Source organism: Neobacillus sp. plas4, from assembly GCF_057221695.1.
The window spans coordinates 5,262,264-5,278,948 of sequence record NZ_CM170152.1 but is presented as its reverse complement, the minus strand read 5'-3'; the positions used below and the strand labels follow the sequence as shown (position 1 = coordinate 5,278,948).

Genomic DNA, 16,685 nt, shown 5'->3' with positions numbered 1-16,685 from the left:
TAGCTTCACTTCCTTTTTACAACGTTAAACAAAAAAGACATATTTATTAAAGCGGTTTCTTTCCTGTAGTTTAAAACTATACAAAAAAATAAGAGGAGGAGAAGTGAGTGCATGATAGCAAAGTCACCGCGAATCAGAATCAGGGGCTCCTAAACGTAGAGATAAGCCCAAAAAGTCCCCCATTGTTAGATACAAAAAAGAATGTGCGAAAAAGAACAGTAAAGAAGATCTTACGAAATTGGGAGCTGTATCTTTTCCTGCTTCCAACCTTGGCTTACTTTATTATCTTCCATTACATTCCGATGTATGGGGTTCAAATTGCCTTTAAAGATTTTCTTCCTTCTAACGGAATATGGGGAAGTGAATGGGTCGGTTTTAAACACTTTACCCATTTTTTTGAATCCTATTATTTTTGGGATTTAATCAAGAACACACTTGGAATTAGCATCTATGAACTGCTGGTCGGTTTTCCACTGCCAATCATATTAGCTCTTGCGATTAATGAAGCAAAGGATGGACTGTTTAAACGCAGTGTTCAAACGATTACGTATGCTCCCCATTTTATTTCCGTGGTTGTTATGGCTGGGATGATAATTGCCTTTTTATCACCTGCAACAGGTGTGATTAACCATTTGGTCACGGCCCTCGGTTTTGAACCAATCCCATTTATGAGTGATCCTGCTTGGTTTAAAACGGTATATGTATTATCTGGTGTTTGGCAAGGGACTGGCTGGGGTACGATTATTTATTTAGCGGCTTTAGCGGGAGTCGATCAGCAGCTGCATGAGGCAGCGATTGTGGATGGTGCAACCAGATTGCAGCGGATCTGGCATATTAATATTCCTGCACTTGTGCCGACGATGATTATCTTATTGATCTTAAATGTTGGGAGCATTCTATCCGTCAGCTTCGAAAAAATCTTATTGCTGCAAAATCCGCTCAATATGGATTCTTCCAATGTCATTGCCACCTTTGTTTATAAAGCTGGACTACTGGATGCCCAGTACAGTTTTGCCTCAGCGGTGGGATTATTTAATTCTATTATTAGTGCGATTCTATTAGTGGTTGTGAATCAAATTGCGAAAAAGAAAAGTGAAACAAGTCTTTGGTAAGGAGGAGAGTCAATGAATTCGGCCATAAAAGAATCAAAAACTGATAAAATCTTCAAGGTCTTCAACTATGCTTTTTTACTGCTGGCAATGGTCATAGTCTTATACCCTTTAATTTATATTATCAGCGCCTCGGTCAGTAGTCCCTCTGCTGTTAACTCCGGTGAAATGTGGTTATTTCCAAAAGGATTTACATTAGCAGGGTACGAGCTTATTTTTCAAAATGATCTCATTTGGAAGGGTTATTTAAATACGATTTTTTATACCGTGCTTGGTACGTCTATCAATTTATTGTTTACACTGCCAGCAGCTTACGCCTTATCCCGAAAGGATTTAGTCGGCCGAAATATTTTTATGGGAATTTTCGTCTTTACGATGTTTTTTGGCGGCGGCTTAATTCCTTCGTATCTTGTAATAAAAGGTCTCGGACTAATCGATACGATTTGGGCAATGGTTTTACCTAATGCTGTCGCGGTTTGGAATTTAATCGTTGCACGTGTCTTTTTCCAGGTAACCATTCCGAAGGAGCTTGAAGAAGCAGCTGCGATGGATGGCTGTACGAATATGAAATTGTTTATAAAGGTGATTTTACCTTTATCTACTCCTATTATTGCTGTTATGGCTTTATTTTATGGTGTCGGACATTGGAACGGTTATTTCAATGCTTTGATCTATCTTTCCGATAAAGAATTATATCCACTTCAACTAGTATTGCGGGAAATCCTTGTGCTCCAGTCGATGACATCTGAAATGGCTGGCGGAGCGATTTCAGGTTCCGTAGCGGAAGCTCAGAATTCAAAGGCAGAGCTGGCCCAAATCATTAAATACGGTGTCATGATTGTTTCTACCTTGCCAATTATTATCGTGTATCCATTTTTGCAGCGATATTTTGTAAAAGGAGTCATGATTGGGTCTGTAAAGGGCTGAAAATATTCTTCTAGACTTTGAGGAGGTGGTTTGCGAGGATTGTATTAACTTATGGATAAAATAGAAATTTTTTCATAATCGAAAGGGGTCGAGGAAAAATGAGAAAAGCTTTTCTTATGATGGCATCATTTGTTTTAGTTTTTTCGATACTGGCAGCGTGTACATCTAAATCTAATACAAAAGAGAAGGCCGAAACCAAAGTAGAAATTAACAAAGAAGGGTATCCGATTGTTGATAAAAAAATAACGATGTCCATGATGGGACCGGATATTGGTCAAGCAAAGTGGAAGGATATGGCCTTCTTTAAAGATATGGAAAAAATGACGAATATACAATATGAATTTACAACACCGCCAAACAGTGATTTTCAAACAAAGCTAAATCTTGCCTTTGCCAGCGGTGAAATTCCTGATGTTCTTTTTGGTGCCGCTTTAACAGCCGAGCAAGAAGTGAAGTATGGAAAAGAGGGAGTATTAATTCCATTAGAGGATTTAATTGAAAAATATGCTCCCAATATCCAAAAAGTGTTTGAAGAAAACCCTGATGTAAAAAAATCAGTGACAACGGTTGATGGTCATATTTATGCGCTGCCGATGGTGGACAAGAATGCCGTTTGGTATATGGGTCCATTATGGTATAACGGTAAATGGCTAAATGCTTTAGGTGTTAAGGAATTACCTAAAACAACGGATGAACTTTATAACTTGTTCAAACGATTTAAAACTGAGGATCCGAATGGAAATGGAAAAGCAGATGAAATTCCTTTCTCGTCAGTTGCTTTAGATGATTCTCGTCAGTGGCTGTTAGGCGCTTTTGGGTTCACAAACTGGGGAATTGAAGAAATGGATGGTAAGGTCGTTTATACCCCGGCTGAAGATGGCTATAAGGATTACCTTGCATTTATGAATAAGCTTTATGCGGAAAAGTTAATGGATCCCGAGACTTTTTCACAATCCAATGAACAGAAGAAAGCAAAAGGACAAGCCAATCAACTTGGATTGTTCCAGGACTGGTTCTCTTATTTTACTACTGGAGATAAGGAAGAAGAGGCCCTCGATGACCCTATGTATCAGCCAATCTCTAGTCCTGCAACGGATAAAGCAGTGGCACCATTAAGTCCTGGTATCTACCGCGGCCAGTTTGCCATCACCGAAAATGCGGTGAATCCGGAAGCAGCGATCCGCTGGGTTGATTATCTCTATTCAAAAGAAGGAAATGAACTTCTAAATATCGGTAAGGCAGGAGACGTTTGGGATTGGGTAGATGAAGCTGCTGGCACAAGAAAATTGCTGGAATCCCCAATTGAAGGCAAAACGATTGAAGATTACCGTGGAACAACGACACCAGACTTTGGTATCAATGTGCCGGCATTACGACATAAAATTGAAGGCTTCCCTGAAACAGAATTTACGAAGTTCACTAATTCCGAAACTGATGTAAAAATTAAACCATATGCAAAGGTTCCCTATCCGCTTGTCTATTTAACACCTGAAGAACAAGAGGAAGTAGGCCGAATCCGCGCTGATTTGGATACTTACATTGAGCAAATGGAAGCGAAATTTATTACAGGTGCAGAGCCGATGTCCAATTGGGATAAATATATAAAAACTATGAATGATATGGGTGTTGATAAATTGGTGAAAATTTATCAAGATGCCTATGACCGTTGGAATAAATAATTGAAAAAAGAAGGAAATAGACGAAAATGATGTCTTTTTCCTTCTTTTTTATCCGGAACAACATAGGATGCAAAAATTACATATCATTGTCCACGAGCCCCAGGCTTGTAATAAGGCTTTAGACAATGCTGACAAATTTCACATATTTACCATTGGAGGGAGGAGAAAGTAAGCTAGAACCGAATGAACCAAGAAGGGGTGTAAGAAAGCATGAAAAACTCTAAACCTGTAAAAGCATTTCATCTGCGTTTTGGCTCACATGACCTAGTAGAACCATTCAAACTGTTTATTGAGAAAGTCCTTGCACCAAAGGGCATTAACCATTTAATCCTTGAGTGCAATACATCATTTGTCTTTGAGAAACACCCGGAAATAACTGGAGGGACGTTGACTAAACAGGATGCAAGGGAAATTGCCGCCGTTTGCAAGCAAAATGGGATTCGTGTCATTCCATTGTTTCAATGTCTTGGCCATCAAGGCTGGGGCGGGGCGCCGAATACGCTGTTAAAAGCGTATCCTGAATTTGATGAAACGCCGCATGTCCCATTAGACGCCAAATGGCCTGATTTCTTCTGCAGGAGCTGGTGCCCGTTACATCCAGATGTCAACGATCTTGCTTTTGATCTATTAGGCGAATTAATTGACGCTTTTGAAGCGGATGCCTTTCATGTCGGCTTGGATGAAGTGTATGCGCTTGCAGATGATCAGTGTCCACGCTGTAAAGGGAAAAACCGTGCGGCACTATTTGCAAAGGCAGTTAATGACCTGCATGGATATTTGGTAAAAGAGCGCGGGGTTCAAATGTTTATGTGGGCTGACCGCTTAAATGACACCGAAGCAACCGGCTATAACCAATGGGAAGGAGATACGTTTGGCACCCATCAAGCAATTTCGCAGATTCCAACTGATATAGTATTGATGGATTGGCATTACGATAAACTAGATTCCTATCCTTCGATTGGTATTTTTCTAGAAAGAGGCTTTCCCGTAATTCCGTCCTGCTGGTTTAAGACCGATGCGGCCCTCGACTTTCTCCAAGCGAGCAAGCGTCAGGCAAAAGGAACAGTTAAACCGGATCTCTTGCTAGGAATGGCTGTTACCTCTTGGAATGGATGGGATCAAGAAGCCTTTGAAAAATTTATCAACATGAAGTCAGGCACATTTACTAAAGAGGAAGAACTAGGAGAGTTAGATGAGCTTTATCGGACGCTCGATCTCATTACGAAAGAACTTTCATTAATGGGGGTTTAGGCTTGAAATCTAATGTGGTAATTTTTTATGATGAAGCCTTTCCTTATGAGGGCTTTAAGCCAACAAAAGAAATACTGAAGAAATTAGCAGAGAAGGCCACTATTGTTAAGGCTGCTGAATTAGAAAAAGCTCTTACTGGAGAAATTGACGGTTTCGTTCAGTTACACGGTCCTTATTTTCCAAAAAACGCTTGGGGTTCCTTCGTTTCCTATTTGAAGAAAGGGAAAGGGTTTGTCGCGGCCGGCGGAAACCCTTTCCGAAAACCTTGTAATCTAGTAAACGGGGAATGGCTTCCCGAGCGGGAACAGACGGCCTATCATACGGAGCTAAATATCCATGAAATGTTAAAGGTTGATCGAAAACCGATAGAAAAATTGGCCCATAGCAGCGAAATTCCTTTATTTAAAGATGATGAGGAGCTATTTACCATCCAGGATACAGCCAATTTTATCCTCCATCCAACGAAGACCTCCTCGATTGAACATGAAATGGGTTCATGTGGTCCTATGGATGCAAGAATTTATCCTTTGTTGAAGGGGATCTCAAAGAGCGGACGTGAGGTTGCGGCTCCAGCGGTTTTAATCGAAAACTATAAGGGAGAGTTTACCGGCGGAAGATGGGTGTTTATTAATCAACTATTAACAAATGAGTTTTGGAATGACAAGGGCTGCTGTTTCTTACTGGAGTTAGCGGATTTTGTTGCGAGAGGTGTGACAGAGCTTTGGTTGAAAACCAACTATGCCTCTTATGAGCACTATGAGGTCCCTTCTATTACTTTTCAGGCCCAGTCGTTACAGAAAGAGCAAACAGCTTGGAGCTTAGAGCTTGCTCTTACCAAAGGTGGAAACCTAATCGAGAAACATAGCTTAGAAGTTTCGATTACAAAAGAGCTGCATATTCAAAAACTCAATTTAAATAAGAAAGAATTTGATCCTGGTTTCTACGAACTTACCTGCAGGTTAACCAGTGATTTAGGTGAAGAAAGGATTCTTCATCAAGGTTTTTGGTTTAGGGATCAAGAACTGCTTGAAAGTGGACAGCCGCTTGTCTGCGGAAGAGATTACTTTTTGAAAAATAATCAGCCTTTCCCGGTTGTAGGCATGACATATATGACTTCCGATGTCGCCCGGTATTTTCTGTTCTTACCAAATCCAAGTGTCTGGAATAAAGATTTTTCTACAATGAAAGCAGCAGGCATCAATTATGTCCGGACGGGAATCTGGACGGCGTGGCGCAACATGATGTTTGTTGACGGCCATATGGAGGAAAATATCCTGCGGGCGATTGACGCATTTATTCTTACAGCCAAGCAGCATGACATCGAATTAACCTTCAACTTTTTCTCGTTTACACCAGAAGAATGGGAAGGGAAAAACCCTTATCTTGATCCGAGAAGTATCGAAGCCCAAAAAAGATTTATTACAGCGATCATTTCGAGACACAAGACCACGATGAATGTGCATTGGGATCTAATTAATGAACCATCGCTTTTTGATCCAAAACAAACTTTTGCAGGGCCAAGAACCCTTCTGGACAGCTTTGACACGGCGGAGTACCAGGAATGGCTAAAAGAAAGACATGGTGAAATTGTCAAGGTACAGGAACGCTGGAATCTAACGCCGAATGAACTGCCATCGTTTCATCATGTAAGGCCGCCGCAAATAAGGGAAATTAATACACATATTCAAGATATGGCAGCAGGAAAAAGAGGATTGAAATGGCTGGATTACACTTTATATACGATGGAAAAGCATAACGATTGGATTCGCAAGCTTTCGAGCACGATCAGAAAATTAACACCAGATCAGCTAATCACCGTCGGACAGGATGAAGCGCTAATGGGACAGCGGCCTTCACCATTCTTTTATGGGGAAGCTGTTGACTACACCTCCAACCATTCATGGTGGTCGATGGACAATTTACTATGGGATGGAATTTTTGCTAAGACCGTAGACAAGCCCAATTTGATTCAGGAAACGGGCATCATGTATGTAGAAAAACCGAATAACCAAGCAAAACGTTCGGAGGAAGAGCTTCGCAATATTCTGGAAAGAAAATACGCCTATGCGTTCGCTGCCGGGAATGCCGGTGCGGTTCAATGGCTATGGAATACCAATTATTTCATGAATAATATTAATGAATCGAATATTGGGGCGCTTCGTGCAGACGGTACAGAAAAACCCGAAGCAAATGTTTCCTATGATTTTGGCCGTTTTATCAAGGAAGTTGGTCATGTATTCGCTCACCGGAAACTTGAAGAGATTGTCGTGATCTTCCCATACTCGAATGATTTTTCCAATCGCCGGCTCGCTTTTGATGCGACAACAAAATTGACGAGGGTCTTATCTTATGAGCTTAATCAGCCGTTTCGGGCTTTAAGTGAGTATGATTTAGCAAGTTTAGCTGCCGAGCCTCCCAAGGTCATCATGATTCCGAGTCCGCATAATTTTAGTTCAAAGGCGTTAGAGGAAATATTACAGTTTGTTAAAAATCACGATGTTACCTTATTGTTTACAGGGCCAATGAGTATAGATGAGTATTGGAACGAAACGGATCGGATCAAAGCGATAGCGGGTTCAACGAAACGAGTCAATGTTTTGCGTGAAGAAATGTTAGTCATTAATGGCCAAGCTAGTCCAGTTTCATTTGGGGATAAACGGATTGCGGAATTGGTTAAAGAAATCACGGATGAGGAAATTTTAGCAGTAAATGAATATGACTATGGCAAAGGAAAAATCATCTGGTCCCCGCTTCCTATAGAATTGAACGAACGGAATGAAGCGACTCAGCGTTTATATCAATATGCCTTAATTGGTGCCAATGTACCGGAGCATTTAATCTGGCATGAGGGGAACTTCCCTGGTATTTACGGCAGGAAACTAGACTTTGAAAATGGAAAACTGTTTGTCTTTGTTTCAGAGTTTGGGGCAAATACCGGAGTGAAGGTTACTGATCCTGATACCGTCCAGACGTACGAATTTTTACTAGAATCCGAGAGAAGTGTATTATTTGCCACGACAAAAACGGGCGAAATGATCGGTACATACCGAATGGATGAAGTGATAATAAAACAAGTCGAAAAGAATACGGTGGTGTAAATAAATGAATGGAAGAGAAGAACGAGTAAAGTGGTTGATGCAGGATCGTTTTGGTTTGTTTATTCATTGGGGGCTTTATGCGATTCCGGCGAAAGGAGAATGGCTAAAGACCAATGAACGCTTAAGCAATCAGGATTACCAGTCTTATTTTGAGGAATTTAATCCCATTTACTATAATCCGCGGGAATGGGCGAAAGCCGCCAAAGCAGCTGGGCAAAAATATGTGGTGTTAACAGCCAAGCACCATGATGGTTTTTGTTTATTTGATAGTCAATTAACAGACTACAAAGCGACGAATACACCAGCTGGCCGTGACTTAATTAAGGAATATGTTGAGGCGTTTCGGGCTGAAGGAATAAAAGTTGGTTTCTATTATTCAATTATTGATTGGTATCATCCTGATTACCCTAAGTATGGGGATCGCTTTCACCCGATGCGTGATAATGAGGAATATAAGGATGAAGAAATAGATTTTTCACGTTATATTGCCTATCTGCATGGACAAGTGAAAGAGCTATTAACGAATTATGGGAAAATTGATATTTTGTGGTTCGACTTTTCCTATGATGATATGACCGGAGAGAAATGGGAGGCAACGAGACTCGTAGAGATGATTCGTGAAATTCAGCCGGATATTCTGATTGATAATCGATTAGGCGGTAATATCAAGTTAGCGGAGCCGGAAGTCTATGCGGGCGATTTCTATTCTCCGGAACAAATTATTCCTGTCGGCGGGATTGTCAATGGGGATAATCAACCAATTCCATGGGAAGCATGTATCACCTTGAATGACCACTGGGGTTATCATTCAAAGGATCTGAATTACAAATCTCCGAAGCAGGTGATTCGCACATTAGTCGAGTGTGTCAGTAAGGGCGGCAATCTGTTGTTAAATGTTGGTCCGAATGCGAAGGGGGAAATACCTGAGCAAAGCTTAGAGATTTTACAGGAAGTCGGTAAGTGGATGCGGCAGAATGGTGAAAGCATTTATGGGTGTACGACCGCTGAGTTGCCAAAGCCAGAATGGGGAAGGTATACGCAAAAAGGTAATTATTTATATGCCCATGTCTTTGACCGCGGAATTGGTCCGATTTATTTTCAAGGTCTAAAAGGCAAGATTAAGAAAGCCCGTCTGTTAGCGGATGGAAGTGAACTGAAGGTAGAAGTTCCGTGGATGGCGGAACAGTATTCAGATATTGAAAATGGTGCCTTTATTCATTTGTCAGGAGCTGCGCTGCCAGATGAAAGAGATACGGTTATTGAACTTGAATTAATCGATTAATTGGCCATGCTGCTAAGTGTGGAGCAAGAATTTCGCTCAGCCGAAAAAGGACAGTGTCAAGAGACTTAGCCCAAAAATCGTATTAGAAGGGATCGACACTTATGAATAGTCCTTCGAGAAAACCAATTGTTGTCATTGCCATTGTAACAGCTGTTTGTATGTTGGGAAACGAAATGCTGTTTATAGTGATGCCATTATATTGGAAGTTTTTTGGACTGACATCGCTCTGGCAGGTCGGAGTGTTATTATCGGCTAATCGAATCATCAGAATCCCGATTAATTCGCTTGTCGGTTGGTGTTACAAACGGATTGGGAAACGATCGGGCGTCATGGCGGCTGTTATATTAGCTGCTGCCTCTACGTTTTCCTATGGTATGGTAAAGGGGTTTTGGCTGCTCCTAATCGCCCGGTGTTTATGGGGAATCTCGTGGTCTTTCTTTCGTATCGGCGGCTATTTAACGGTTCTTTCTTCTAGTAATGCAGAAACGAGAGGCCAGTATGTAGGCTTGTATAACGGACTATGGGGCCTTGGGACATTATTTGGAATGCTGTTGGGAGGATTACTTGCAGAAATTATTGGAATCCAAACAGTTACCACACTTTTCTCTATCTTTGCTGTCAGCAGTATTCCATTTATTATACGATTTATCGACAACACGAAGGAGACGGAAGCGACTCCTCAAGTGAAAAAAAAGAAAGATTTCACAATTTGGAAAAATAAACGTATTGTTTCTTCTTTTGTTACGGGGTTAATCGTTGCCTTTGTCGTATATGGGGTTGTTGCTTCTACTCTAAGTAAATTAATAGAAATACAAATGAATATAGTATTAGGTTTGACTATTGGTGCCGGAACGATTACCGGTTTGATTCAAGCTCTCCGGACAGGATGGGATCCTTTTCTGGCACCTTATCTTGGCAGAGTTTCCGATCAAAAATGGGGGAGAATCCCTATTTTAATCCTAGCTTTACTAACTGCTGCTTTTTGCTTGAGCCTTTTTCCTTTAAAATTGCCGATGGTTCTTTTTGTAGCACTGTTATTTTTATTTCAACTGACAACAACCGTATTAATAACGATGAGTGATTCGGTTGCTGCCGATCTCGCCGCAGGTCCTTCACAAATTACAGTTATTACTTTTTATACACTATTTTCTGATATTGGTGCGGCTTTAGGGCCATTATTAGGGTTTGTGATGATTGATGTCTTTGGAATTCAATCACTTTATTGGTTAACTAGTTGCATCATCGTCCCCCTTGCCGTTTATTGGTTCATTATTTTTAAGAAGGAAGTAAGGATAACAAGGCTAATGGAAGGTCAGTAGATAGAAATGAGAGGAGAAAATTATGACTGAAAATAATCAGTTCCGAATTATGACTTATAATGTGAAAAATGCATTTGATGTACCACCCCATTCTTGGGAAGAACGTAAAGGAATGATAAGAGACTTAATTCAGCATGAATCTCCGGATTTAATCGGGACACAGGAATGCCTATATGGTCAAGTGTGTGACATGATAGAGATGTTACCCGAATATGACTGGGTCGGCCTCGGCAGAGAGGGGGGAAGTAAAGGCGAATACACAGCAATCTTTTTTAAAAAGGATCGCTTTAACGTTTTGGAATACGATCATTTCTGGCTTTCCGATAACCCAAATGTGATAGCATCCACTACCTGGGGGAATTTCGTCACCCGGATGGTGACGTGGGTCCGCTTTGTTGATTTGCAAACAAATCAACAATTCTATCATATGAATACACATTTTGATCATGAGTCGGCAAATGCCAGGGTGAAAAGCGCGCAATTAATTATCAAAAAAATAGACAAATTCGATGCGAACCTTCCTATTATCTTAACAGGTGATTTTAACGAGGATATCGATACAAAACCGTATGAAGTCTTATTAAATGAAGGAACATTAGCGGATACATGGAATATGACAAGTTTGCGGTTTAATGAAGGGTTAGGGACGTTTAATGATTTTCAGGATCCTAAAGGCGGTAAAGAGCGTATTGATTGGATTTTTGTTAGAGGTGACATGGTCGTTGAGTCTGTAGGGATTGTGGCAAATCATTCAAATGCCCGTTTTCCAAGTGACCACTACCCTGTGATCGCGAATTTGTATATGAATTAATGACGCACATTATAAAATAAGATTTTATAAAAGAGGGAGTGTAAAAAAATGAAGGTTGGAATCAGTTCTTATAGTCTTTTGAAAGATATTAATGCAGGAAAATTGGATATTTTAGGTGTTGTTCAATGGGTTGCTGACAATGGAGGGGAACACTTGGAGTTAGTACCATACGGATTTACGGTTGTCGATCAACCAGAACTGGCGGATCAAATCAGGGAAAAAGCGCAGTCTGTTGGTATTGAGCTATCTGCTTATTCATTACCGGCTAATTTCATTCAGCCAACGGAGGAAGCGTTTTATGCGGAAGTGGAGCGGCTTAAGCAGCATGTAGACATCGTAAATCGGATGGGTATCAAAATCATGCGTCATGATGTTACTGCGTTTCGTCTAGAACCAGAGGAAATGACGATCCATCATTTTGAAAAGCATTTTGAGCAAATGGTGCGGGGCAGTCAATTGCTTGCGGATTATGCCGCTCAATTTGGTATCACTACTACGATTGAAAACCACGGATTCAACGTGCAATCGAGCGACCGGGTACAGCGAGTGATCCATGCCGTTAACCGTGCTAATTTTAAAAGTACAGTGGATGTAGGTAATTTCCTTTGTGCTGATGAAGATCCGCTAGTTGGCGTTAAGAAAAATATTCAATATGCTGCCGCTGTCCATTTTAAAGATTTTTATATTCGTCCTTATTATGAAAATCCAGGCGGCGGGGAATGGTTCCGTACGGTAAATGGCAATTACATGCGCGGCGCGATTGTTGGGCATGGAGATTTAAATATTCGTGAACTCATCAAGCTTGTAAAGGGATCCGGATATGACGGCTATCTTACGATTGAATTTGAAGGCATGGAAGATTGTCAGGTTGGTACGAAGATTGGAATGGAAAATGTAAAAAGACTTTGGGATGAGGTGAAAGTTTATGAAACTATCAAATAAAATCGGAATTATTGTGGACAGCCTCCGCTTGCCGCTCCGTGAAGGTTTAAAGACAGCTAAAGAGATGGGTGCAGATGGCGTTCAAATTTATGCTGTGGATGGAGAAATGGCTCCTGAAAATTTAACTTCTGCTGCTCGAAAGGAATTGAAGGATTACATTTCTTCATTAGGGTTAGAGATATCTGCTCTTTGCGGTGATCTCGGGGGGCACGGGTTTCAGGATCCAGAAATGAATCCGCAAAAAATTGAAAAATCAAAGAGAATCTTAGATTTGGCCGTTGAATTAGGAACGGATATTGTTACTACTCATATTGGGATTATTCCTGAAGATCCTGCCACTCGTGTGTATGAATCGATGCAAAAGTCGTGTGAAGAATTAGGGGTATATGCAAAAAGTTTAAATGCTTATTTTGCGATTGAAACAGGCCCGGAAACCTCCTTAAGGCTGAAGACGTTCTTAGATACTCTTAGCACCAATGGTGTTTCCGTCAATTTTGATCCGGCGAATATGGTCATGGTAACCGGCGATGACCCTGTTGAAGGTGTTAAGCTTTTGAAGGATTACATCGTTCATACTCACGTGAAGGATGGAGTCCGAAATAAACCAGTAGATCCTCGTGATGTTTATGGTGCGCTTGGCTATGGCGGCGGAGTGGACCATGAACAAATTGCCAAGATGGTAACCGAAGGGGAGTTTTTCAGAGAGTTACCGTTAGGTGAGGGGAAAGTGGATTTTGTAAATTATTTCGCTGCACTACAATCAATTGGCTACAATGGTTATTTAACCATTGAAAGAGAAGTAGGGACAAACCCTGTTCATGATATTGGTGAGGCAATCAAGTTTATTCGGACATTTAAATAAGAGAAAGATAGATTTTAATTAAATAATTTAGAAGTCATTTACAAGAATAGGGCGGGACGAAAAAAGGTCCGGCCCTATTCTATTAGAAAGGTGTGGTAACGATTAATTTTAACGAGAATTGGCGTTTTAAGTTAGAAACCAGCGGCAGTATGGCTGGAGAGCAGAAACCTGAATATAATGATTCTTCCTGGCGGCAATTGAATCTGCCGCATGACTGGAGTATTGAGTTAGATTTTAACAAATATTCACTTGCAACACATGAGGGAGGCTATTTGGATGGTGGAATCGGCTGGTACCGAAAAACCTTCATAGTGCCGGAATCAGTAAAGGGAAAACGTATTTCTATCGATTTTGACGGGGTCTATATGAACAGCACCACCTATTTAAATGGTGAAATATTAGGGACCTATCCTTTTGGCTATAATGCTTTTTCTTATGACGTTAGTGAAAAGCTCTATTTTGACGGCAGGGTGAACGTCCTTGCTGTTAAGGTAAACAATACCCAGCCCTCGAGCCGCTGGTATTCTGGCAGCGGCATTTACCGAAATGTTCATTTTACCGTGAAAAATCCTGTTCATGTTGCAAGGTACGGAACCTTTATCACCACTCCAAATTTAGAAGCTTCATATGCTGAGGGAAGGGCCGATATCAATATTAAAACGAAGGTTAGTAATGAGTCGGATGAATCAGCCAAGATTCAAGTAAAGTCGACGATTTATGATGCGGAAGGAACAGCTGTGTCAACAGTGAAGTCAGAGGGAAAAACAGCGGCAGCGGGTGCAGCGGTTGTTTTTGATGACAACACGAACATTGATCAGCCAACTCTTTGGAGTATTGAGCAACCCTACCGGTACAAGCTTATTACTGAGGTCCTGGTTGGCAGTCAAACTGTGGATACATATGAAACTCTTTTTGGTGCAAGATATTTTACATTTGATGAGAAAGAAGGGTTTTCTCTAAATGGTAAGTATATGAAGCTTCATGGTGTATGCATGCATCATGATTTGGGGGCGATGGGGGCTGCCACAAATGCGAGAGCCGTGGAAAGACAAATGCAGATTATGAAGGATATGGGTGTCAATGCGATTAGGGTCACTCATAACCCTGCATCACCGGAGGTGCTTGAAGCTGCCAATAACTTAGGTTTATTTATTGTGGAAGAGGCCTTTGACTGCTGGGCATTGTCGAAGAAGGAATATGATTATGGACGGTTTTTTACGGCATGGGCAGAGCATGACATTAAGGAAATGGTCGACCGGGGCAAAAACGAGCCGGCCATTATTATGTGGTCAATTGGAAATGAAATCTATGATACGACAAGTGCTGATGGGGTAGAAATAGCGCGTAATTTGGTCCGATGGGTCAAGGAAATAGATACAACACGGCCGACGACGATTGGTGAGGATAAAACACGGGGAGATAAGGTGAATGTCACATCAATTGATCATTATATAAATGAAATTTTTAATTTAGTTGATATTATCGGGTTAAATTACAGCGAGAACAATTATGCGGGCTACCACCAACAGAATCCAAGCTGGAAGTTATATGGATCAGAAACCTCATCGGCAACTCGTTCACGCGGTGTTTACACCCATCCATTTCAGTATAATCAAAGCACAAAGTATGAGGATTTGCAGCAATCCTCCTATGACAATGATTATGTTGGCTGGGGCCGTACAGCGGAGGAGGCCTGGAAATACGACCGTGATCTAAAGCATATCGCTGGGCAATTTATTTGGACCGGCTTTGATTATATTGGCGAGCCGACTCCTTACTACAATTCTTATCCGGCAAAAGGCTCCTATTTTGGTGCTGTCGATACAGCAGGTTTTCCTAAGGATATCTTCTACTATTATCAAAGCCAATGGAAAAAGGAACCTATGGTGCACTTGCTGCCGCATTGGAACTGGTCGGAGGGAGATTTGGTCCGTGTCTTGGCTTACACAAATGCACATACGGTGGAACTTTTTCTAAATGGCGAATCAGTAGGTGAGCGGAGCTATGAGAATAAACAGACTTCATGGGGTGCTCCATACAAGGAAACGAAGGATGGAAAAACCTATCTTGAGTGGGCCATTCCATTTAAAGCAGGTGCATTAGCTGCACTAGCCAAGGACGAAAATGGAAATGAAATTGCATGTGATCAAGTGGTAACCGCTGGAGAACCGGCATCTGTCAGATTGACGGCAGACCGGAGGGAGATTAATGCGAACGGTAAAGATTTATCATATATTACGGCGGGAATCGTTGACAGTAAAGGGATTGTCGTCCCAAATGCCAATCATTTGATTACGTTCAACGTATCTGGCAAAGGTGAATTAGCTGGTGTTGACAATGGAAATGCATCGAGTGTAGAGAGATTTAAGGGTAATGACCGCAAGGCTTTTAAGGGAAAAGCGTTAGCGATTATCCAATCTAATAAGCTTCCTGGAGAGATCACCATCAATGCTTCTGCTGACGGACTCGCAAGCGGGTCTGAAAAGATTTTTACCCTAGCACCAGATGACATTGCTAACAATGTTGCCGTCTGGATGGATGTGACTGAAGCAGCGGTGTTTACGAAAGGTACAGGGACAACGATCAATGCGGAGGAAAAGGTTGTAGAGAAAGGGCCCATTGCGATTGGAAATGTTGAGATAGCTGTGCTGTTAAAGCAAATGCCTGTGCTGCCCAATAAAGTCACGGTTTATTTTAGTGATGAGACGGAAGAGCTTATCGAAGTAAATTGGGAAGAACTGCTGCATGATGACCTTGAACATGTGGGTGAGTTTAAGGTTAAAGGCGCATTAAAGGGCGTAGAGCTAAAAGCAATCGCCACGATTAGGGTAACCGATGTGGTCGGGGGCAAACAGAATATCAGCCGTGCAAAAAATGGCTATGAATATCCGAAGGCTGAAGCTTCATACACGAACAATGAGCCTGGTTCGAATGATAGAGTTGAAGCAATCAATGATGATGTTATCTCCTATGAAGCTGTCCCGCACAATCGCTGGACGAACTGGCAGCCTGTTCCCCGTTCAGGTGACTGGGTTTCTATTACCTTTGGAGACTATGAACCAACGGAATATAATATCGATCATATGGAAATTTACTGGTTCGAGGATTCCGTTACGTCGTATCCAGCCTCCTTAAAAATCCAGTATAAATCAGGAGATAGCTGGATAGATGTATCCAACTTAAAGAGTAAACCAGAATTTCCAGCTCTAGAACAGGCTAACGAGTATACTTTTGACAACGTAAAAACCTCGGCAATAAGATTAGAGATGACTGCACATGCGGGCAAAGGGCTAGGCATCACTGAAATCAAAGTATTCTCGAAATGGCCAAAAGTATGATCGGAACAAAAGATTATAAAAATTAACGTTGACGGAAAAAGCGTTCCACACGATTAAATAGAGGAGG

Annotated in this window: 11 protein-coding genes; all 11 read left to right on the top strand. The window is 41.4% G+C overall.

What is annotated here, in order from left to right; all coding sequences use genetic code 11:
• The first annotated feature begins 182 nt into the window (after positions 1–182).
• The 11 genes from AC2TFD_RS26495 to AC2TFD_RS26445 all read left to right on the top strand — a co-directional run bounded on the left by AC2TFD_RS26495 (position 183) and on the right by AC2TFD_RS26445 (position 16,618).
• On the top strand, positions 183–1,112 hold the full coding sequence (locus tag AC2TFD_RS26495) for an ABC transporter permease (protein ID WP_484676365.1): 930 nt from the start codon (positions 183–185) through the stop codon (positions 1,110–1,112).
• Positions 1,113–1,124: 12 nt separating this feature from the next.
• Positions 1,125–2,036: a carbohydrate ABC transporter permease gene (locus AC2TFD_RS26490; RefSeq protein ID WP_335510572.1), complete on the top strand. Its 912-nt coding sequence runs from the start codon at positions 1,125–1,127 to the stop codon at positions 2,034–2,036.
• A gap of 98 nt (positions 2,037–2,134) precedes the next feature.
• On the top strand, positions 2,135–3,715 hold the full coding sequence (locus AC2TFD_RS26485) for an extracellular solute-binding protein (protein WP_484674259.1): 1,581 nt from the start codon (positions 2,135–2,137) through the stop codon (positions 3,713–3,715).
• 210 nt (positions 3,716–3,925) lie between these two features.
• Entirely contained in the window at positions 3,926–4,966 is a 1,041-nt protein-coding gene (locus AC2TFD_RS26480; RefSeq protein ID WP_484674258.1) for a family 20 glycosylhydrolase, read from the top strand.
• 2 nt (positions 4,967–4,968) lie between these two features.
• Positions 4,969–8,064, top strand: a complete 3,096-nt coding sequence (locus tag AC2TFD_RS26475; RefSeq protein ID WP_335510566.1) for a beta-galactosidase — start codon at positions 4,969–4,971, stop codon at positions 8,062–8,064.
• Positions 8,065–8,068: 4 nt separating this feature from the next.
• Positions 8,069–9,346 carry an alpha-L-fucosidase gene (locus AC2TFD_RS26470; RefSeq protein ID WP_335510564.1) on the top strand — a complete coding sequence of 426 codons (1,278 nt, stop codon included), beginning with the start codon at positions 8,069–8,071 and terminating at the stop codon, positions 9,344–9,346.
• A gap of 101 nt (positions 9,347–9,447) precedes the next feature.
• Positions 9,448–10,665, top strand: a complete 1,218-nt coding sequence (locus AC2TFD_RS26465) for an MFS transporter (RefSeq protein WP_484674257.1) — start codon at positions 9,448–9,450, stop codon at positions 10,663–10,665.
• Between the two features lie 22 nt (positions 10,666–10,687).
• Positions 10,688–11,476, top strand: coding sequence for an endonuclease/exonuclease/phosphatase family protein (locus AC2TFD_RS26460; protein ID WP_335510560.1), 789 nt, complete (start codon positions 10,688–10,690; stop codon positions 11,474–11,476).
• Between the two features lie 48 nt (positions 11,477–11,524).
• Entirely contained in the window at positions 11,525–12,418 is an 894-nt protein-coding gene (locus AC2TFD_RS26455; protein ID WP_484674256.1) for a sugar phosphate isomerase/epimerase family protein, read from the top strand.
• Positions 12,402–13,280: a sugar phosphate isomerase/epimerase family protein gene (locus tag AC2TFD_RS26450; protein WP_335510555.1), complete on the top strand. Its 879-nt coding sequence runs from the start codon at positions 12,402–12,404 to the stop codon at positions 13,278–13,280. Before AC2TFD_RS26455 ends, AC2TFD_RS26450 begins: the two co-directional genes overlap by 17 nt.
• Before the next feature lie 92 nt (positions 13,281–13,372).
• On the top strand, positions 13,373–16,618 hold the full coding sequence (locus tag AC2TFD_RS26445; RefSeq protein WP_484674255.1) for a glycoside hydrolase family 2 TIM barrel-domain containing protein: 3,246 nt from the start codon (positions 13,373–13,375) through the stop codon (positions 16,616–16,618).
• Positions 16,619–16,685 lie beyond the last annotated feature (67 nt).

Excerpts from the sequence above, each read along its gene's own strand:
- AC2TFD_RS26465 (WP_484674257.1), top strand. The coding sequence starts at position 9,448 with ATGAATAGTCCTTCGAGAAAACCAATTGTTGTCATTGCCATTGTAACA.
- AC2TFD_RS26450 (WP_335510555.1), top strand. The coding sequence starts at position 12,402 with ATGAAACTATCAAATAAAATCGGAATTATTGTGGACAGCCTCCGCTTG.
- AC2TFD_RS26485 (WP_484674259.1), top strand. The coding sequence starts at position 2,135 with ATGAGAAAAGCTTTTCTTATGATGGCATCATTTGTTTTAGTTTTTTCG.
- AC2TFD_RS26470 (WP_335510564.1), top strand. The coding sequence starts at position 8,069 with ATGAATGGAAGAGAAGAACGAGTAAAGTGGTTGATGCAGGATCGTTTT.
- AC2TFD_RS26460 (WP_335510560.1), top strand. The coding sequence starts at position 10,688 with ATGACTGAAAATAATCAGTTCCGAATTATGACTTATAATGTGAAAAAT.
- AC2TFD_RS26480 (WP_484674258.1), top strand. The coding sequence starts at position 3,926 with ATGAAAAACTCTAAACCTGTAAAAGCATTTCATCTGCGTTTTGGCTCA.
- AC2TFD_RS26455 (WP_484674256.1), top strand. The coding sequence starts at position 11,525 with ATGAAGGTTGGAATCAGTTCTTATAGTCTTTTGAAAGATATTAATGCA.
- AC2TFD_RS26490 (WP_335510572.1), top strand. The coding sequence starts at position 1,125 with ATGAATTCGGCCATAAAAGAATCAAAAACTGATAAAATCTTCAAGGTC.